This window comes from Acidithiobacillus ferrivorans (assembly GCF_016250455.1).
Taxonomy (GTDB): domain Bacteria; phylum Pseudomonadota; class Gammaproteobacteria; order Acidithiobacillales; family Acidithiobacillaceae; genus Acidithiobacillus; species Acidithiobacillus ferrivorans.
On record NZ_CP059488.1, the window covers coordinates 1934399 to 1954349 of the forward strand.

At 57.2% G+C, this 19951-nt stretch carries 21 protein-coding genes; 3 read left to right on the forward strand and 18 right to left on the reverse strand.

From position 1 onward, the window contains the following. Positions 1-11: 11 nt before the first annotated feature. From ispC to H2515_RS09700, 18 genes are all read right to left on the reverse strand, one after another. Positions 12-1187, reverse strand: coding sequence for a 1-deoxy-D-xylulose-5-phosphate reductoisomerase (gene ispC / locus H2515_RS09615; RefSeq protein WP_014028714.1), 1176 nt, complete (start codon positions 1185-1187; stop codon positions 12-14). Beyond that, a complete protein-coding gene (locus tag H2515_RS09620) occupies positions 1184-1999 on the reverse strand; it encodes a phosphatidate cytidylyltransferase (RefSeq protein WP_198659964.1) in 816 nt (271 codons plus the stop codon). The genes ispC and H2515_RS09620 overlap by 4 nt, the downstream gene beginning before the upstream one ends. Next, positions 1981-2742 carry a polyprenyl diphosphate synthase gene (gene uppS, locus H2515_RS09625; protein ID WP_014028712.1) on the reverse strand — a complete coding sequence of 254 codons (762 nt, stop codon included), beginning with the start codon at positions 2740-2742 and terminating at the stop codon, positions 1981-1983. The genes H2515_RS09620 and uppS overlap by 19 nt, the downstream gene beginning before the upstream one ends. Before the next feature lie 3 nt (positions 2743-2745). Beyond that, on the reverse strand, positions 2746-3306 hold the full coding sequence (gene frr / locus H2515_RS09630) for a ribosome recycling factor (RefSeq protein WP_014028711.1): 561 nt from the start codon (positions 3304-3306) through the stop codon (positions 2746-2748). Continuing rightward, on the reverse strand, positions 3303-4028 hold the full coding sequence (pyrH, locus tag H2515_RS09635; RefSeq protein WP_014028710.1) for a UMP kinase: 726 nt from the start codon (positions 4026-4028) through the stop codon (positions 3303-3305). Before pyrH ends, frr begins: the two co-directional genes overlap by 4 nt. Continuing rightward, on the reverse strand, positions 4029-4907 hold the full coding sequence (gene tsf / locus H2515_RS09640) for a translation elongation factor Ts (RefSeq protein ID WP_035194385.1): 879 nt from the start codon (positions 4905-4907) through the stop codon (positions 4029-4031). It lies immediately after the preceding gene. A gap of 27 nt (positions 4908-4934) precedes the next feature. Then, the gene (gene rpsB, locus H2515_RS09645; protein ID WP_035194383.1) at positions 4935-5687 is read right to left on the reverse strand and encodes a 30S ribosomal protein S2; all 753 of its coding nucleotides are present in this window, start codon (positions 5685-5687) and stop codon (positions 4935-4937) included. A 209-nt stretch (positions 5688-5896) separates the two neighbouring features. Next, positions 5897-6496, reverse strand: coding sequence for a DedA family protein (locus H2515_RS09650; protein WP_232821324.1), 600 nt, complete (start codon positions 6494-6496; stop codon positions 5897-5899). Positions 6497-6592: 96 nt separating this feature from the next. Continuing rightward, positions 6593-7729, reverse strand: coding sequence for a glycosyltransferase family 4 protein (locus tag H2515_RS09655; protein WP_198659965.1), 1137 nt, complete (start codon positions 7727-7729; stop codon positions 6593-6595). 42 nt (positions 7730-7771) lie between these two features. Continuing rightward, on the reverse strand, positions 7772-9283 hold the full coding sequence (locus tag H2515_RS09660; RefSeq protein ID WP_035194379.1) for a Ppx/GppA phosphatase family protein: 1512 nt from the start codon (positions 9281-9283) through the stop codon (positions 7772-7774). A gap of 2 nt (positions 9284-9285) precedes the next feature. After that, positions 9286-9999, reverse strand: a complete 714-nt coding sequence (gene phoU / locus H2515_RS09665) for a phosphate signaling complex protein PhoU (protein ID WP_198659966.1) — start codon at positions 9997-9999, stop codon at positions 9286-9288. 11 nt (positions 10000-10010) lie between these two features. Further along, positions 10011-10778 carry a phosphate ABC transporter ATP-binding protein PstB gene (gene pstB, locus H2515_RS09670; protein WP_198659967.1) on the reverse strand — a complete coding sequence of 256 codons (768 nt, stop codon included), beginning with the start codon at positions 10776-10778 and terminating at the stop codon, positions 10011-10013. After that, complete coding sequence (gene pstA / locus H2515_RS09675) at positions 10778-11632, reverse strand: phosphate ABC transporter permease PstA (protein ID WP_198659968.1); 855 nt, start codon at positions 11630-11632, stop codon at positions 10778-10780. The genes pstB and pstA overlap by 1 nt, the downstream gene beginning before the upstream one ends. After that, complete coding sequence (pstC, locus tag H2515_RS09680) at positions 11629-12651, reverse strand: phosphate ABC transporter permease subunit PstC (RefSeq protein ID WP_198659969.1); 1023 nt, start codon at positions 12649-12651, stop codon at positions 11629-11631. The genes pstA and pstC overlap by 4 nt, the downstream gene beginning before the upstream one ends. Before the next feature lie 8 nt (positions 12652-12659). Continuing rightward, positions 12660-13679, reverse strand: a complete 1020-nt coding sequence (pstS, locus tag H2515_RS09685) for a phosphate ABC transporter substrate-binding protein PstS (protein WP_198659970.1) — start codon at positions 13677-13679, stop codon at positions 12660-12662. Between the two features lie 69 nt (positions 13680-13748). After that, positions 13749-15179 carry a phosphate regulon sensor histidine kinase PhoR gene (gene phoR / locus H2515_RS09690; protein WP_232821325.1) on the reverse strand — a complete coding sequence of 477 codons (1431 nt, stop codon included), beginning with the start codon at positions 15177-15179 and terminating at the stop codon, positions 13749-13751. Then, positions 15160-15891: a phosphate regulon transcriptional regulator PhoB gene (phoB, locus tag H2515_RS09695; protein WP_231551228.1), complete on the reverse strand. Its 732-nt coding sequence runs from the start codon at positions 15889-15891 to the stop codon at positions 15160-15162. Before phoB ends, phoR begins: the two co-directional genes overlap by 20 nt. A 98-nt stretch (positions 15892-15989) precedes the next feature. Further along, the gene (locus H2515_RS09700) at positions 15990-17249 is read right to left on the reverse strand and encodes a DEAD/DEAH box helicase (RefSeq protein ID WP_198659972.1); all 1260 of its coding nucleotides are present in this window, start codon (positions 17247-17249) and stop codon (positions 15990-15992) included. 616 nt (positions 17250-17865) lie between these two features. Here H2515_RS09700 and H2515_RS09705 point away from each other — a divergent pair. From H2515_RS09705 to H2515_RS09715, 3 genes are all read left to right on the forward strand, one after another. After that, entirely contained in the window at positions 17866-19062 is a 1197-nt protein-coding gene (locus H2515_RS09705) for a tyrosine-type recombinase/integrase (protein WP_198659973.1), read from the forward strand. A gap of 214 nt (positions 19063-19276) precedes the next feature. Beyond that, a complete protein-coding gene (locus tag H2515_RS09710) occupies positions 19277-19597 on the forward strand; it encodes a type II toxin-antitoxin system RelE/ParE family toxin (protein WP_198659974.1) in 321 nt (106 codons plus the stop codon). Beyond that, positions 19584-19895, forward strand: a complete 312-nt coding sequence (locus H2515_RS09715; RefSeq protein WP_198659975.1) for a helix-turn-helix domain-containing protein — start codon at positions 19584-19586, stop codon at positions 19893-19895. Before H2515_RS09710 ends, H2515_RS09715 begins: the two co-directional genes overlap by 14 nt. The last annotated feature ends 56 nt before the right edge of the window (positions 19896-19951 follow it).

The window sequence follows — 19951 nt, forward strand, 5'->3', positions numbered from 1 at the left end:
TCCCAGGAAAATCACTGCATACCCGATCCGTGCCGACCAAGATGGCGGACGGCAGTTTCCCGTGCGAGCTGATCAACGGCCAGCACCGCATCCAGATGATCCGGAGCGGCAGGCTGTAATTCGCTGAGTGTGTCTTCAACGACGGCGGCGATACGGGAAAATGGCAGGGTACCATCCAGGAAGGCCTGCACGGCCATCTCATTAGCCGCATTGAGCACCGTCGCTGCGGCACCTCCAGCCTTCAACGCATTGAACGCCAAGGCCAAACAGGGAAAACGCCGTAAGTCCGGCTCTTCAAACTGCAGGTCCGGCCCACGCGCCAGATCCAGCGATGAAACCCCGCTTTCCATACGCTCCGGATAAGCCAGGGCATGGGCAATAGGAGTGCGCATATCAGGGTTACCCAGTTGCGCCAGTACGGAACCATCCACATATTCCACCATGGAATGGATGATGCTCTGCGGGTGGATCAGTACATCAATCTGGGATGCTGGGAGATTAAAGAGCCAATGCGCTTCAATGACCTCCAAGCCCTTGTTCATCATGGTCGCGGAATCTACGGAGATTTTCCGGCCCATAACCCAGTTGGGATGGGCGCAGGCCTGGTCTGGCGTTACCGCCGCCAGACGCTCCACAGGCCAGGTTCGGAAGGGTCCCCCGGAGGCAGTCAGCAGAATACGGCGCACGCCTTTGCCTTCGGCAAAGCACTGGAATACAGCATTGTGCTCACTGTCGATGGGGAGCAGTATCACCTGATGATGCCGCACCCGCTCCATGAACAGGCTACCCGCCATCACCAGACATTCTTTGTTGGCCAGATAGACTTTTTTGCCAGACTCCACCGCCGCCAGGGTCGGTAACAAACCGGCGGCGCCTACAATAGCCGCCATCACTTCATCGACACCTGGCATACGCGCTGCTTCTGCCAGTGCCTCCCGGCCGCTTTCCACACGGATATGCTTCAAACCCGCATCACGCAGAGCAACACGCAACTGCTGCGCGGCCTCCGGAGCGGCCATCACCACCAGTTCAGGATGATGCTGCGCACAGAGTGCCTGCATTGCAGCGACACGATGATTGCCGGTGAGTGCAACGATCCGGAATTGATCGGGGTGGCGCGCTACCACATCCAGGGTGCTCTTGCCGATGGAGCCTGTAGCCCCGAGTATGCAGATGCCTCGTGTCATTTCCACCAACCCAGATAATAAAGCCCGGCGACAAACACCGGGATGCCCGCACTCATGCTGTCCAAGCGATCCAGCAGGCCACCATGTCCTGGCAACAACTGGCCACTATCTTTGCAACTGGCGCGGCGTTTCAGAAAACTCTCGGCAAGATCGCCCAAGACCGCGAAGATGCCCGTAATCAAGCCCAAAACGGCACCGGAACGGAGGCTCGAGACTGCCGCACCTATCCACATCCAAGCACCCAGTGTGCCCATAATGACGCTGGCAAGCAAGCCGCCCAGCAAGCCCTCCCAAGTCTTGCCAGGGCTGATTCGTGGCACCAATGGATGACGCCCCCAGATTTTACCAAACGTCATCGCCCCCACATCACCCGCACTGATGATCAGAATCACCCATAACAAAAACTGTGGGGTACGCTGCTGCAGAGACAGACTGAACAGCAAAGCAGGCAAAAGCACAGGAAAGACCGCCATAGCGCTCATCGGGCGCTGCCAGGCCGCGGCCTCGGGTAACCGAGAGGGCGGCATCAGCATCAGCAAGACCGCGAGCAGCACCCACCAGATTACGCTGCCCAGTGCCAGCGCGGACCCGGGAAGATGCTGCGAGAAGAAGATAAGCATCGGAAACAGCGCTGCCAACATCAAGGCCAGTCCGTTTGGCCAGGCTATCAGACTGAGATGTCCCCACTCCCGTCCTGCCAGGAACGCCAGCAACATGAGAAAAACGAGAAAAACCCAGCAAGGTGCCCAAAAAATCAGCACAAGAAACAGCAGAAATAACAAAGAGGCCGTAATCAGTCGCTGGCGAAGCAATCGCCCTCCAGCACCTGATCACCCGTACGTCCAAAGCGCCGTTGCCGATGTGCGAAAGAATGCAGGGCGTGCTCCAAAGCCGTACGGTCAAAATCCGGCCAAAGCGTATCACAAAAATAAAACTCGGTGTAAGCCAACTGCCAAACCAGGAAATTGCTGATTCGCTCCTCGCCACCGGTACGAATCAGCAGATCGGGCTCAGCGATATCCGCCAGGCTGAGATACCGGGCAATATGTGCCTCAGAGAAGTCTTCGAGGGCGAATTCTCCCGCCTGCATTGCCGCTATGGCCGCGCATGCTGCCTGCGCAATATCCCAACGTCCGCCATAATTCACCGCAAGATTGAGCTGGAGTCGTTTATTGTTACAGGTGAGCGCCTCAGCCTCTTCGACGAGCTGCCGTATGTCACGCTCCAATGCACTGCGATCGCCGATGATGCACAGGCGAACGCCATTCTCATGGAGTTTACGGACTTCTCGCCGTAATAAAAGGCGGAAGAGATTCATCAGCAAACGTACTTCGAGGGCCGGACGCCGCCAGTTTTCGGTGCTGAAGGCAAAAAGCGTCAGGTAAGGGATGCCAAGATCCACGCAGGACTGCACCATTTCCCGCACCACTTCCGCACCGCGCCGATGGCCAGCCACCCGCGGCAAGCACTGACGGTGAGCCCAGCGGCCATTGCCATCCATAATGACGGCAACATGACGTGGCAAAGCAGGCACGGTTTCATCAGCGCAAGGCATGAGTCAGACCTCCATGAGGTCAGCTTCCTTGGCCTCCACTACCGCGTCCACTTCGTCGATAAAGCGGTCCGTCAGCTTCTGAAATTCTTCCTCGGCGCGCCGTGCTTCATCTTCCGAAATGGTTTTCTGCTTGTGCAATTCTTTGACCTGAGAAATGCCATCGCGACGGATGTTGCGAATGGCTACACGCGCCCCCTCACCTTCCTGCCGGACCACTTTGACCATTTCCTTGCGACGTTCTTCGGAGAGTGCGGGCAGCGGCACCCGCACATTATCCGAACCCGCCACTGGATTCAGCCCCAGGCCAGCATCGCGGATCGCCTTATCAATCTTGGGAATCAGGTTCTTTTCCCACGGCGTGACCAGCAGCGACCGGGCATCGGCGACCGAAACCGAAGCAACCTGCGCCAAGGGTGTCGGAGATCCATAATAGTCCAATTGCACATGGTCAAGCAGGCCGGCACTGGCCCGGCCCGTCCGCAGTCGGGTGAGTTCCCCCTTCAGGGACTCGATACTCTTCTTCATCCGGGTTTCGGAATCTTTTTTAATCTCTTGAATACTCATGCAATCTCTCTGCGCACAGAAGTGCCTTCCTCTTCACCCAGCATCACCCGCATCAAAGCGCCGGATTTATTGATGGAAAAAACGATGATCGGCATGTCGTTATCACGGCAAAGGGTGATGGCCGTTGCATCCATAACCTGCAGATTCTGCTCTAACACCTGACTATAGGACAGTTCCCGGTAGCGCATGGCCTCAGGGTGGGTAACCGGATCATCGGTATAAACGCCATCGACCTTGGTTCCCTTGAGCACCACCTCGGCGTTGATCTCCACGGCACGCAGACTGGCCGCCGTGTCGGTAGTGAAAAAGGGATTACCGGTACCGGCACCAAAAATCACGACCCGCCCCTTCTCCAGATGACGAATAGCCCGCCGCCGGATATAAGGCTCCGCCACTTGCTCAATATGCAACGCCGACAGCACCCGGGTTGGCAAACCCAGATGTTCCAGGGCATCCTGCACGGCGAGCGCATTCATGACCGTCGCCAGCATGCCCATATAGTCGGCGGTAGCGCGGTCCATACCTTCAGCCGCCTTGGCCATGCCCCGGAAAATATTGCCCCCACCAATCACGATGGCAACCTGTACTCCGGTATCAGAGACATCCTTGATTTCCCGTGCCATACGCTGCACAACCTCACGGTCCACACCATACTGACCGTCGCCCATAAGTGCCTCCCCACTCAGCTTGAGGAGAATGCGGGAGTACAAGGGCGCTGTCATTCAGGACCCCCGGACTTGCGCCATAACCTCGGTGGCGAAATCCGCGGCGGGGGCCTTCTCAATCCCTTCACCCACCTCGAAGCGCACAAACTCCAGCACTTCGACGCCAGGGAAACCCTGTACCAGTTGACCGACGCTACGGTCAGGGTCTTTGACGAAAGGCTGCCCGGTGAGAGCGATTTCATTGAGCAGTTTATTCAGCCGTCCGGAGATCATCTTCTCAATAATGTCGGCAGGCTTACCACTGTCTGCCGCCTGGGTAATGAGAATGTCCTTCTCACGGGCCAGACGCTCGGGAGAAACCTGACTGGGGTGGATCACCTCGGGACGGGCTGCCGCCACATGCATGGCCACATCGCGACCGAGCTCGCCGGTGGCTGCCTGGCCTTCCAGGGCTACGAGCACACCGATGCGGCTGCCATGAATATAGGCACCGATCACACCTTCTTTGACCTGCAGATGCTGCAGGCGGCGCAAACTGATGTTCTCGCCAAGCTTGCTGACCAGCCCCTTGCGGCGGTCTTCCACACCCGCATCGGCCAGTAAGGCATCCGCTTCCTTGAACCCCTGCGCCAAAGCCTGCCCAGCGCAGTCTTTCGCCAGTGCCAGGAAGTCTTCATTTTTGGCCACAAAATCGGTTTCGCAGTTCACTTCGAGCACAATGCCCCGTTTCTGGTCGCTACTGAGGGCCATGACAATGACCCCCTCCGCAGCGACTCGACCCGCCTTTTTATCGGCCTTGGCCAGACCGCGCGCGCGCAGAAGGTCGATAGCGGCCTCCAAATCACCATTGGCTTCGGTCAGCACCATCTTACATTCCATCATGCCAGCGCCGGTGCGCTCGCGCAGTTCTTTGACCTGTTGTGCACTGATAGCCATGAAAGCTCCTTGATTCTGGTGAATGCTCTAGTCGGCGTTGATATCGATCGTTTCTTCGTCCACCTCAACAAATTCGTCGAGCAACGCAGATTCACCGCCCTGACGACCATCGAGAATGGCGTCGGCCACCAGCGAGGCATACAGACGAATGGCGCGGGTGGCGTCATCATTACCGGGGATGGGATAGTCGATGAGCAGCGGATCACAATTGCTGTCCACCACGCCAATCACCGGGATACCCAACTTTCGGGCTTCCAGCACGGCGATATTTTCATGACCGACATCAATCACGAAGATAGCATCCGGCAGACCGTTCATGTCTTTGATACCGCCAAGGCTGCGCTCCAACTTGTCGCGCTCGCGGGTCAGAGTGAGCACTTCTTTCTTGGTCAGCTTTTCCATGGTGCCGTCGGCAGCCATCTGATCCAGCTCGTCAAGACGGCGAATCGACTGACGGATGGTCTTAAAGTTAGTCAGGGTACCGCCTAACCAGCGCTGGTTGACAAAGAAGGCACTGCTGCGGCGGGCTTCCTGCTCGACCGCCTCGCGCGCCTGGCGCTTGGTGCCGACAAAAAGGACACGGCCATGTTTGCGGGAAATCTGCTCAACAAAGCTCAGCGCGGTACGCAGCATCGGCAGGGTATGTTCGAGGTTGATAATATGAATGCGGTTACGCTCACCAAAGAGATAGGGCGCCATCTTCGGATGCCAGTAACGGGATTGATGACCAAAGTGGACGCCAGCTTCCAGCAGGGCGCGCATGGTTACATTGCTGCTCATAAGGGTTTCTCCAGTTTTCAAGGGTTATGATCCGCCACACACCTCAAGCAGCCATCCTCGCGGACACCCGGCTGACCTGGATCGGTATGTGTGAGTATTTAGGCCGAAGCCCAGCGCTTTTTAGCATAAAACCGGGCTCTCTGGCAAATCGCCGTACAGTTCAGCGTATGCAGTGCCCGTCTTACCCACCATGCTGCGGCCACAGCACGTTATTCACCATGCCGATGCCACCACCAGTACCCCCCCGCCCCCACAATCAATAACAGCAGCAGCACGATCTGCACATGCTGAACACCTTGCAACAGGCTCTGCAGCGAGGCACCAAGGACATAACCGATTCCGGCGATGGCCATCGCCCACACCGCTGCCGCCAGCGGATTCATCCATAAATAGCGGCGTACCGGGTAGTGGTGCACTCCCAAGAGGATGGGAGTGATGGTACGGGTGCCATAAATGAAGCGGAACAACAACGTCACCCAGTCACCAAAGCGACGAATCAAGCCTTCGGCCTGATTTATATGGCGGCATAAAAAGCGCGGCAGAATATTCAGCAGGCGTTCACCATAACGACAACCGAGCTGGTAAAGCACCTGATCGTTGAGGGTACTGCCCAGCCAGGAGATGAATATCACCATGCGCAGATCCAGGACGCCGGCATGCGCCAAGGCACCGGCAACAATCACCACAGCCTCCCCTTCCAGCAGGGTGCCAACAAAGAGGATCCAGTAACCATACTGGCGCAGGAAGGCAATAATCACCGCCAAGGTAATGGGTTGAAGCTGCAACCAGCTCAGCACCTCGTTGATCACATCAATGATTGCATCCTCCCCTTTCTGCCAGGAGCGCTTCCGGCATGCGCAACAATAGCAAAGGTGCTGGCAGACACAAATTGCTTTTAGGCCCGCTCAAGAAATTTTCTCCAGGCTATTCCGGTACTCCCCGATGAGCGCATCGAAAATACGTGTCCAGGTTTGTCCTTCTGCGCGTTGCCGGGCACGCCAGCCCATTTCCCGTAAACGCGCGCGATCCATAAGCAGCTTACTTATGGCGCTGGCAAAATCACCCTCCAGGGGCAGCAGGACACCTTCATCTGGCGAACGGAAATGTTCATTGACGCCGGAGGTGTCATAGGCCAGTACCGGTAGGGCACTGGCCATAGCCTCCAGCACGACATTACCAAAAGTCTCGCTACAGGAAGGAAAACAAAACAGGTCCGCACTGGCATACCAGCGCGCCAGATTCTCACCCTTTTGTATGCCCGCCAGGGAAAAACCGGCGAGGTGCAGCCGGGTGAGGCTTGCCGCCAGGGGCCCGTCTCCGATCAGGGCGAGATGCAACCTGCCCGGCCCCTGCCAGGTTTTCCGCAAGTGTTCGTAAGCCTTCATCAGAACAGGTATATTTTTTTCATGAGCCAGGCGCCCAACATAAATCAACAGCGCATCGTCCCCATCCAGCCCAAGTTGCGCGCGTAGCGCTGCGCTGCGCCAGCGCGGATTGAAGAGCGCCGTATCTACGCCGCGTCTCCACATGGCAAGATTAAGGAAGCCTTGCGCCTGCAGATGGACGAAAGTCCCCCGACTGGGTACCAGGGTTTTGCGGGTAGCATTGTGGAAACTACGGAGATAGCGCAACACCAGCCCCTGCAGAAATTGCAGACGGTAATGCCGGGCATAGTCGTCAAAATTTGTGTGAAAACTGCTCACCACGGGAATTTCAAGGTGTCGGGCTGCCCGCAGTCCGGCGAGACCCAGCGGGCCTTCCGTAGCAATATGTACCAGATCTGGGCGCAAGACTCGCAATCGCTGAACGATATGGCCAGACCGGCTGTATCCCACCCGAACCTGCGGATAGAAGGGTAAAGACAGGGCTCGAAACAAGTCGCCCCCTGCCCTTTCACCCGTCTGCTGCGGCCGCAACACGGTGACTCGATAACCGCGTTCGCGGAGACTCTCTACCATGCGCTGCAGCGTATGGGCTACGCCGTTCACCTCTGGCGGATAGGTTTCCGTAATGAGGGCCAGGTGAGCAAAACCTTCTGACATGCGTGCCCCGCGCCTCGCGTCGGTAAAAAATGGTTTAGAGGATTACCATTGCAAGTGAAAATCTGGCGTGATCCATTCCTGCTCCTGCTCCAGATCGGCAGCCATCAGTGGCATTTCTGTCAGCCATTGCGGCGGCAATGCCAGCACCAGTTTTTTACCAGACACGGTCAAACCCGGAGGTGCCGTCAGCAGAGCCGTGCCCCGATGAAAAAGGATAGCCAAGCGTAGTAAGACCGCCAATTGCTGCAACGCCACCACATCTTCAGCCGCGATGCCCAGAGCACGCAATTGGATAAGGCCCGGCAAGCGTTTGCGCTGAGTGCGCACGAGCGCGGCTACAACACCCTGCTCACGACGGGAGAATCCCGCAATATCGGCATTCTGCCAGACATATTCACCATGTTTGTGAAATCCCGAATGGGCGATGTCGAGGCCAATATCATGGGTCAGGGCTGCCCAATGCAACCATTGCCGATGTCCGCCGTGGAGTGGCCAGGACGTGGCTGCTGTCATAAAAAAGTGTTCTGCCCACTGGGCCACGCCCTGATTACGCTGCACTTGGCTGTGAAAGCGTTCCTGCAGGCCACGGATGCTCATCTCCCGGGTGTCTTCCTGATGGATGCGCCCGAGCAGGTCATAAATAGCCCCCTCGCGCAAAGCGCCCTCAGAAAAACGTATTTCCTGCAGACGCAAGGACTCAAAGAGCGCGAAGAGAATGATGAATCCGCCCGGAAAAACGGCGGCACGATCCGCCTTCAAACCTCTAAGTTGGGTCAGCGCAGGCACTGAACCGAGACGTATCATTTGCTCACGCAGCCAGTGCATGCCGACATGGGTGATGCGCAAACCCTGACCATTCTCCGCGAGGACACGAGCAATTGCCTTAATGGTACCCGAAGAACCCACCGCCTGATCCCAGCCGTGGCGGAGAAAATCATCGAGCATGGGTTCTAGCGCCATGCGCACCCGCTTTTCGAGACGCTCACAAGCAGCCACCGTAATCAGTTCATCAGGAAAATAAGCACGGGTAGAGGCCACACAGCCGAAGTGCAGGCTCTCCCGCAGATTGGGGGTGAAACCCCGGCCCGCAATCAGTTCGGTACTGCCCCCCCCGATATCCGCAACCAGGCGCCGCTCATCCGCATCTACCGCGAGGCTATGCGCAACGCCCAAGTAGACCAGACGGGCCTCTTCACGACCGGCCACGATTTCCAACGGATAACCGAGCGTCGTTTCAATGGCATGCACAAAGCCTTCTGCTGCACTCGCATGGCGCAAGGTATTCGTGCCGATCACCCGCACCCGCTCCGGGCGAATACCACGCAGGCGCTGCCCGAAGCGGGCCAAGCAGTCCAGTGCGCGCTGCTCCACCGCCGGATCAAGGCTACCGTCATCGCGCAAGCCCGCTGCCAAACGAACGCCTTCACGCAAACGATCATGCAGACGGATATCAGAGCCAATTTCTTCTGCAACAACCATATGAAAGGAGTTGGAACCCAAATCCACTGCCGCCAGAAAATTGGCGAGTTCTGCTGTGGCTGTGGGTTCCGCCATGGCTATTTCCTCTGGATGCTTTGCTCTACCTCGTCGAGCGGAAGATGTCGGACATTTTTTCCTTTGGCAAGGTAAATAACGTACTCGCAGATGTTCCGGGCATGGTCACCAATACGCTCAATCGCCTTGGCAATAAAAAGGGCATCAATGGCCGGGGTGATGGTGCGGGGATCTTCCATCATGTAAGTAATCAGGCGGCGCAGGGCAGAACGGTATTCCTGATTGAGCACTTCATCGCCTTTGGCGACGGCGATGGCTTCCTCCGCATCCGCACGGGCCAGCGCATCCATGGCACGGCGCAACATATTCAGGGCATAGTCGGCCATAACGCTCACGTCTCTGAGAAAGGCTGGATTGGCGTTACGCGCACCATGTCCCATGGCCAGGGCCATGTCGGCAATTTTACTGGCTTTGTCTCCCATACGCTCCAGATCCGCGATGGTCTTGATCAGGGTCATCACCAAACGCAGATCACTGGCGGCAGGCTGACGCCTAGCCAGAATATTGATACATTCCTCCTCAATACGCACCTCATAACCATTCACCTCATGGTCACGGCCAACCACCTCACGGGCCAATTCGGCATCGGACTCCTGCAGTGCCCTGACGGCATTCGTGATCTGCTCTTCCACCACGCCCCCCATGGCGAGCACTAAAGCGTGGACCTCATGGAGTTCATCCTCAAAACGCCGGGAAATATGTGGTTCTTTGTCCATAGCTGTACTCCTTAACCGTAGCGACCCGTGATGTAGTCTTCTGTCTGTTTTTTACCGGGATTGGTGAACACCTGATTGGTAGACCCAAACTCCACCATTTCGCCGATATACATAAACGCTGTGTAATCAGAGACGCGTGCCGCCTGCTGCATGTTGTGAGTGACGATCAGAATCGTAAACTGATTGCGCAATTCACTCACCAGCTCTTCAATCTTGAGGGTGGCAATAGGGTCCAGCGCCGAAGTCGGCTCATCCAGCAGGATCACCTCTGGTTGCACTGCCACTGCGCGCGCAATGCACAGGCGTTGCTGCTGGCCGCCGGACAACCCCAGCCCACTCGTCTTGAGCTTATCCTTAACCTCTTCCCAGAGGGCTGCCTGACGCAACGCCTGTTCCACCCGCTCGTCCATCTCCACCTTGCGCAATTTTTCATAGAGCTTGATGCCGAAGGCAATATTATCATAGATGGACATGGGGAAAGGGGTCGGTTTCTGAAAGACCATACCGATTTTAGCGCGCAGCATATTCACATCCATGCCGGGAGCGAGAATATTCTCACCATCCAGCAGTACCTCGCCGGTCGCCCGTTGCCCAGGGTACAGAGAATACATGCGATTAAACACCCGTAGAAGCGTCGACTTGCCACAACCCGACGGCCCGATGAACGCGGTCACCTGATTCTCAGGCATTTCCAGGTTGATATCTATGAGGGCCTTGTTGCTCCCGTAAAAAAAATCCAGGTGGCGGACGGATATTTTGGTTTTCTGGGGTTCCGACATTAACGCGGGCTCCTGTCTTTGATAAGGAAGCGGGAAACAAGGCTCAAGACTAGCACAGCCATGGCAGCTATCAACGCGCCCGCCCAGGCCAGATGCTGCCATTCCGGATAAGGGCTCATGGCAAATTGAAAAATGACTACGGGGACATTGGCGATCGGCTTGTCCAGATTCGTGCTGAAAAACTGATTACTGAGTGCCGTGAACAGCAGCGGTGCGGTCTCGCCGCTGATTCTCGCCACCGCCAGCAGAACCCCGGTGAGTATACCAGAACGTGCGGCCCGATAACTCACCTGAACGATCATCTTCCAGTGGGGCGCCCCCAGGGCCAGGGCCGCCTCGCGCATGGTACCGGGGACCATGCCCAGCATCTCATCCGTGGTGCGCAGGACGACGGGCAAAAGCAAAATAGCCAGTGACAAAGCCCCGGCAAGACCCGAGAAGTTCCCCATGGGCACCACCACGACTGCGTAAATAAACAGGCCGATCACGATGGAGGGCGCGCTGAGCAGGATATCATTAAAAAAACGGATGACCCCCGCCAGGCGGCTGCCTTGCGCAAACTCGGCGAGATAGGTGCCAGCCAGAATTCCCACAGGAGTGCCGACCAGCACCGCCATGCCAATCATCAACAGGCTGCCCACGAAGGCATTACGCAAACCCCCGATACTACCAGGCGCTGGCGTGTCACCTGTAAACAGTTCCAGGTTAAGGGCGGTAGCACCATAAGAGAGGGTGGTCCAGAGAATCCAGACCAGCCAAAAGAGGCCAAACAGCGTCGTTGCCATGGCCATACCCAGATTGAAAATATTCCAGGCACGGCGGCGCAAATAACGGGCGTTCCCGGCCGCCTTCATAAACCCGCCTTCCCTTGTCCCTGACCGAGACGCCAGAGCATCAGTTTGGCCAGCACCAGCACCATGAAGGTAATGATGAAGAGAATGAAACCCAAGGCCATGAGCGCCGATTTGTACATAGGTGAGAAGGCCTCAGCAAACTCGTTCGCCAGCGCTGCGGCGATGGAGTTTCCGGCGTCGAGCAAAGAGATATGGAGGTCGTGGGCATTACCGATCACAAAGGTTACCGCCATGGTTTCACCAAGGGCACGGCCCAGACCGAGGAACACCCCGCCGACTACCGCCGTACGGGTATAAGGGAGAACCACATGACGTGCCATTTCCCAAGTCGTGGCACCCAAGGCATAGGCCGACTCTTTGAGCATCGCTGGCACAACCAGAAAAACATCGCGCATGATCGCGGAAATAAAGGGGATCACCATGATAGCCAGAATAATACCGGCAGTCAGCATACCAATGCCCATCGGCGGGCCGCGAAACAGTGCACCGATACCGGGCAGAGCACCCAGATGATCATTGAGCCAAGGCTCTGCGCTGGCCAAAACCGGTGCAAAGACGAAAAGCCCCCACATGCCGAAGATGATACTGGGGATACCCGCCAGCAGTTCAATAGCGCTGCCGACCGGTTGGCGTAACCATTCGGGCGCGAGTTCACTGATAAATAACGCGATACCGAAACTGGTGGGCACGGCGATCAGCAGGGCGATCAGGGAGCTGACCAAAGTCCCGTAAATTGGTACCAGAGCACCGAAGTTCTCCGTGACCGGGTCCCAGGCATCGCTCCAGAAAAAAGCGAGGCCAAAATGATGAAAAGCTTCCCACCCGCGCAAAAAAAGGGACAACGCCACCCCGAGCAGCAGGAGCAGGACCAAAAAGGCGAGCCCACCCGTCAGCCAGCGGAAGACCCGGTCCATAGCATGCAGGCATCGTGATCGCGCGGGGCTGATGCGAGATGGCACAGCGGGGGACGGCACCGCCGCCTTCCGCATTTCCAACTCTGCGTCGCGGGTATCGTCCATATCTTAGTTCACTGGCCCAGATTTCTTTTCCAGTACGCCGCAATCTGCGTCACCGTAGTTTTTGGTAATGGCACATAATCCAGGCTCCTGGCTTCTGCTTGCGCCTGCGGGGCTGTCAGGAACCAGCGCGCAAACTTCAGGACTCCGGCATTAGCCGTCTTATCAGCGTCCTTGCGCATAAGGATGTAAGTCGCAGCGGAAATGGGCCAACTCTGGACGCCCGGCTGGTTGGTGAGAATCATGTAGAAATCCTCTACCTTGGTAAAGTCCGCATTCGCCGCAGCGGCCTGGAAAGTGGCCAGATCAGGGGCCACCACTTTGCCCGCAGCATTGATCATTTTGCCGTAAGCCATGTGATTTTCCTTGGCATAGGCATATTCCACGTAGCCGATGGCACCGGGAATCCGCTGTACATATGCAGCGACGCCCGCATTACCCTTGCCACCCACACCGACAGGCCAGGAAACAGCAGTGTTATCGCCCACCCGATGCTTCCATTCCGGGCTGACCTTGGCCAGATAATTGGTAAAGTTGAAGGTAGTGCCGGAGCCGTCAGAACGATGGACCACGGTGATATTCATGTCCGGCAGCTTAACCCCTTTATTGAGGACAGCGATAGCCGCATCGTTCCATTTCTTGATCTTACCCAGGTAAATACCGGTGAGCACGGTGCCGTTGAAGGTCAGTTCACCGGGCTTTATACCGGGGACATTCACGACGGGGGCAATGCCAATAATCACTGCCGGAAACTGGACGAGCTGGTCTTTGCTGAGATATTCAGGTTTGAGGGGCATGTCGCTGTTGGCGAAAGCGACGGTTTTTGCCTTGATTTGGGCAATCCCGCCACCAGAACCGATGGCCTGATAGTTCACCATGGTGCCCGTTTTCTGTTTGTAGGTTTCTGCCCATTTGGACAGGACGGGATAGATGGCCGTGCCGCCTGCGGCGGAAATGGTTTCTGCCTGCGCTAGCCCTGCTACGCCCAGGCTCATCACGCCCAACATAAAAGCCACGCCGTTGGTCTTCATAATATCACGCCCCTTATGCAGATTTAGTTAAAAGCGGCACAGAGACTATAGCATGATTTTATTACCGTTTTATGACACTGCGGAGTCGGGGGGGAAACTGCGGGCGAGATGGAGCGGAAAATGCGCAGTAAAAGTGCTTCCTTTACCCACTTCGCTGGCTACTTCCAGATGCCCCTGATAGCGCTCGACGGCGTGCCGGACAATAGCCAATCCCAGCCCCGTACCACCTATGCGTCGGGATCGGCCTTTGTCCACCCGGTAAAAACGCTCGGTGATACGCTGCAAATGCTCGGCAGCGATGCCATCGCCGGTATCCTGCACCACGAAAAGCAGCTCGCCGGGGCAACGCTCCCAGCGTACGCTGACAGCGCGGTCTGCCGGGGTATATTTGATGGCGTTTTCTAATAAATTGCGAATGATACTGGTCAGGTCGATGGTTTCTGCGAAAAAACCCAAGTCGGCATCCAGCGCCGTGTCGATCTGCAAGCGTTTTTGCGCTATCGCTGGCGCCAGGGTGCTCAACATGTTGTGTATCATATCCGCGAGCATCAGCGTTTCACAGTGCTCCGGATTCGCTTCGGCGGCTTCCATGCGAGCCAGAGACAGCAGGTCTTCGACCAAAGACTGCATGCGCAGCGTCTGCTGTTCCATGAGACGGAGTTGACTGCTCACCTCATCGTCGGCGGCGATGGAACTGTCCAACATGTTTTCCAGAAAACCGCGCACCACTGTCAGTGGGCTGCGCAGCTCGTGAGAGACATTAGCTACGAAGTCCTGACGGACCTGTTCGAGTTGGCGGATACGGGTCACGTCCCGGAAGATGACCAAGGCGCCGGCATCGGCAAGGGGATAGCGCATCCCCTCCAATATCTGCTGGGCATCCGCCGGGGCGGGGAGTTGCAGACTGGGTGGTCCTTCACCGGCCAAAAAGGCGCGCAAATTGGGGGTTCGCAACCAGAATGCCAGCGGTTTGCCAGCGTCCTCTGGCCATTGCAGCTGCAGTAAGCGGATACCGGAAGGATTCACCCAAAGTAGCTGGCCGCGCGCATCCATGAGCACCACGACGTCAGGCATGGCCTGTAAAGCGTCGCGCAATTGGACAATTTGGGCGCTGAGCAGGCGGTGTTGCGCTTCCTGATCACGCCGCCAGTGGTAGCCCTCGGCAAAAGTCTCCTCCCACATCCCCCCCGCCAGCGGTGGCAGCAAGGTATCCGGGTTACGGAACCAGGCGCTGAAGCTCTGGGATTGCTGACGATGCCAGCCGACCCAGAGCGCCAGCAAGAGCGCGATGATTACCGATGGGAGGCAGGACCAGGTACGCAGATCATCGGCGACCCCAAAAATCGGAATCAGCGCCCAGAGTGCTACGGGGTAAAACCAGGCACGGAGGTACTTCACGCCGGAAAATGGCAACAACGTGTGCGGTGACAGGCTGAATGCGCAAAGGCTGCCGTGCCAGTCATCGTCCGTCCACCGTTTCTCACTGCAAACCCAGGGCACTACAGCGATAGCCCTCGCCCCTTACTGTTTCGATGATATGAGCGTAACCATGCTGGTCCAACTCCCGCCGCAAGCGGCGGATGTGAACATCGACCGTCCGCTCTTCGATAAAGCTCTGCCTCCCCCAGATCTGATCGAGTAGCATATCCCGCGAAAAAACCCGTTCTGGATTGGTCACAAAGAGACGCAAAAGACGAAACTCGGTAGGGCCGAGATGGATTTGCACCTCACCGGCGTACACCCGATGCGCGCGCAGGTCTACCTGCAGATCACCGACCCGTACCCGGCTGGCTGCCGTACCGCCATAACTGCGTCGTAACAGGGCATTGACCCGTGCCACCAACTCCCGTGGAGAAAAAGGTTTGGCCAGATAATCGTCCGCACCCGATTCAAGACCATGCACCCGGTCGCCCTCCTCACCGCGCGCCGTAAGCAAAATGATGGGCAGCTTCCGGGTTTCTTCACGGCGGCGCAGGGTACGGCACCATACCAGGCCATTCTCGCCAGGAAGCATCCAGTCAAGAACGAGTAACTGCGGCCCCCAGGTCAGAAGTACCGCTTCCGCAGATTCGACACTCCCCTCACAGCGCACCTCAAAGCCCTGACGCTGCAGGGTGACGCGCAGGAGTTCCTGAATACCTTCCTCATCCTCAACTACCAGGATGCGGGAAGATGCTTTGTCTTCGTCCATACCTGCCTTTCGCTCAGACACGCTCATCATCTGCTTATTGTGGCGCAAGCCCTGGCGGGATGCCAAGACATTGCGAACAAAGATAACCCGGTCAGTGCAGGATGGGAAGGATCATACCTTTAGTAGGTGCGGCGGGCACGGCCCGAAGGCGCCGCCCCTGAACCGGGTCGGCCCCGCCCTGCGGCGTGCGCCGGACGGCGCGGAGCCGATGACGGCGCATGACTGGCGAAGGGTTGGCGCGGCTCGAAGCCGACGACGACCTCCCGGTCAAAGGAGCGGCGCAGCAGCTTTTCCACATCCTGCAACTGCTTACGCTCCTCACTGCTCACCAGCGATACCGCCTGGCCATTGTTGCCAGCGCGACCGGTCCGTCCGATGCGATGGACATAATCCTCGGGCACATGGGGGAGTTCAAAATTCACCACGTGGGGCAACTCACTGATATCGATGCCGCGGGCAGCGATATCCGTCGCGACCAATACCCGTACTTTACCTTCCTTGAACTCCGCCAGAGCGCGGGTGCGGGCACCCTGGCTCTTGTCACCATGGATAGCCATAGCCTGCACACCGTCCTGGGATAAGTGCTTGGCGAGGCGATCGGCACCATGCTTGGTGCGGGTAAAAACCAGTACCTGCCCCCATTGATGTTCTTCAATCAGATGCGCGAGGAGTTCGCGCTTGCGATCTTGATCGACGGCAAAAACCCGCTGCGCGACATTGTCAGCGGTGGCATTGCGCGATGCGACCTCGACGCTGGCCGGGTTATTCAGCAGGCCATCGGCCAGAGCACGGATTTCTGGCGAAAAAGTCGCCGAAAAGAGCAGGTTCTGGCGCTTTTTCGGCAACACCGCAAGAATACGCCGGATGTCGCGGATAAAGCCCATGTCGAGCATGCGATCGGCTTCGTCAAGCACCAGGATTTCGACACGAGAGAGGTCAACGCTGCGCTGCTGGATGTGATCCAGCAGGCGACCGGGGGTAGCGACCAATACGTCTACACTACGACGCAACTTCTGCATCTGCGGATTGATCTTGACACCACCGATGAGCACCAGCGAGCGCAGGGAAAGATAGCGCCCGTACAACTGCACGCTCTCCTCTACCTGCGCCGCCAGTTCGCGGGTGGGGACCAGAATCAGCGCACGCACACTGGAAGGACCACGCGCTGCGGTATCTGCGGTGGCGGACAGTTTGTGCAGAATGGGCATGGCAAACGCAGCCGTCTTGCCGGTACCCGTCTGCGCGCCGGCCAACAGATCGACACCAGACATAACCACCGGGATGGCCTGTTCCTGAATGGGGGTTGGGGAGGTGTAACCGCGCTCGGCAGCTGCACGCCAAATGGGCTCAGAAAGCCCAAGGGATTCAAAAGATGACATAAATTTTAACTCCGAAAACACCGGCCTCGCCACAGGGGCGCCAGTCTATGGCAGACGCTTCATCAAGGTGGGGACCAGTGCGACGCGCATCATGCAGACTGAGGCATGACGGCGAGTGCACCTTAACAGAACATACTAATTATTGCGAGTAATATAATAGCGACAGGGATGGCTGCGCTACTCAGCCTGCAACCATCCTCTGTCCTAACTGAGGCAACAGGGCTTTCGCAGTCACGTTTTGCCGTAATGATCGGGGTGAAGATGATGATCAATGACCATCCTTGAGAAAGATCTCCCTGAAGATCAGATGGACGCAATCGCTGACAGCCAACCGATGGACACCCACACTTCACAACGAACGGGACAGATTAATAGCGGCAGATAGCACGCCCTGAGTGGCATACCAGAAATTAATAATTAAATATGTGTTGCAACTCAGTATGTGGCGGAGGCGGTACCCGCCTAACATAGGTGTTATACAGTCCGTTACCGTCCACAAAACCCTTTGCAATCCATTGTATTGCAGCAAACCACGTCCTATACTGTCCGGTATGGATTGCATAAATCCACGTTTGAAAGTAAGACCGAAAGTAAGACCGGAATCGAAAGGGGGTATATGGCAAAGATGCACCTGCTGGACGCTGGCACAGCGAAGAACGCCAAGACAGGCACGCACAGTGATGGCGGCAATCTCTATCTGCGGGTGCGACCCTCTGGATCACGCGCATGGGTGTTCCGTTATGTGGTCAACGGCAAACCGCGTGAAATCGGTATGGGTGCATACCCTGACTTGGCGCTGAAGGATGCCCGTACCAAGGCCGCCGATATGCGGAAGGCGATTGCAGACGGCACCGACCCAGCCCACGTCATACGGCCACCTATAGAAACCAAGGCACGCACCTTTCAGGAGGTGGCCCTGGAGACCATTGAGGCGCTCCGTCCCGGCTGGCGAAACGTCAAGCACGCACAACAGTGGGAAAACACGCTCAGGGATTACGCCTATCCGGTCATTGGCGGAAAGCTGGTGGAATCAATCACCGTGGATGACGTACTCCGGGTATTGTCACCCATTTGGCACGACAAAACAGAAACGGCCACCCGTCTACGCCAAAGAATAGAGATGGTGCTGGATCGCGCGGCAGTCCTGGGCGAACGGGATCGCGACCGCATCAATCCGGCAAGCTGGAAAGGTAATCTTGAGCATTTGCTACCGAAAGCACAGAAAGTTCAGAAGCGCGAACATTTTGCCGCCCTGCCCTACGCAGAGCTTCCGGCGCTGATGGCGCAGCTACGCCAGAAGCAGACGATAGGTTCCATGTGCCTACGCGCCATCGCACTGACCGCTTGCAGGTCCGGTGAGATACGGGGCTTGCAGTGGGAGGAAATAGACCTGGGCAACAAAGTCCTGACCATCCCCGAGACCAGAACCAAGACCGGCAAGGCACACACAGTCCCGATGAGTGATGAACTTGTGCGGATCATCGAGCGCATGGCCGAACTCGGGACTATCGGCACAGTGTTCCCGAATCGCAAAGGTCAGCCATTATCAGATGTTGGGGTAACAAAAGTCATGCGGGAGTTTTCCAGTGCCGCGACCGTACACGGCCTACGCAGCGACTTCAGGGATTGGGCAGGCGACCGGACGCACCACAGCCGCGAAGTGATCGAGCAATGCTTGGCACACGCCATCAGTGGCGTTGAGGGCGCTTACCGGCGCGGCGATGCCCTAGAGAAGCGGCGCAAGGTCATGGAAGATTGGGCGCGGCACTTGGGCGAGCAGTCCGGCAATGTGGTCACGCTTTCGGTGGCATAAGTTTCACCGCCATGCTCTAGGGCATCGAACCTGAAAGGCCGGGACCTGACCAACCTACGGGCACAGGCAAAGGGTATCGCATTGGTGGCGGGGGATTGATGCTTTCACACACTATTCTCGCCCGGCTGTAGTACCGGGAATCAATGTTCATCATGTTCATCGCGGCCATCTTCACGCTTTCCAATAGTCCGGCTTTGCCGTATGATATGCCTGTATGCTTACCTTGATCGAGACACCGCTGTTTACAAGCCTATGGCCCGATTACTGGACCGAAGAAGAACGCGGCCAGTTCTGTTCGTGGTTGGCGCTGCAACCGGACGCAGGCGACGTGATCCCCCGCAGTGGAGGGTGTCGTAAAGTCCGATGGAGCCGGGCGGGGATGGGAAAGCGTGGTGGCGTTCGGGTGATCTATTACCTGCAACGTGAGGACGGGGAGATATGGCTACTGCTGATCTACGCCAAGAACGTGCAGGAGAATGTACCAGCGCATGTGCTGCAGCAATTACGCAAGGAGATTGACGATGCCGATGACTGAAAAGGAACTCATGGAACGGGACGCCAAGCGCGATATTGGCGCGGAACTTCTGGAATCCGTCCGGCAGATGAAGGCCGGGAAGAAAGGTGCTGTCCACAAGATCGACGTGCCTGGGGTGGTGCAGGCCCGGATCAGTGCCGGATTGTCACAGTCACAGTTTGCCGCGCTGATGGGGGTGTCTATCCGTACCCTTCAGGATTGGGAACAGGGGCGCCGCAATCCGTCCGGCGCGGCGATGACGCTACTCCGCATCGCGGCCAAGCACCCGGATGTGATCCGGGAGGCGCAGGTGGCATAACGATTTGAGTTGTACCGCCATGCTCTAGGCTGATCCCCGAAAGGCCGGAACCTTCA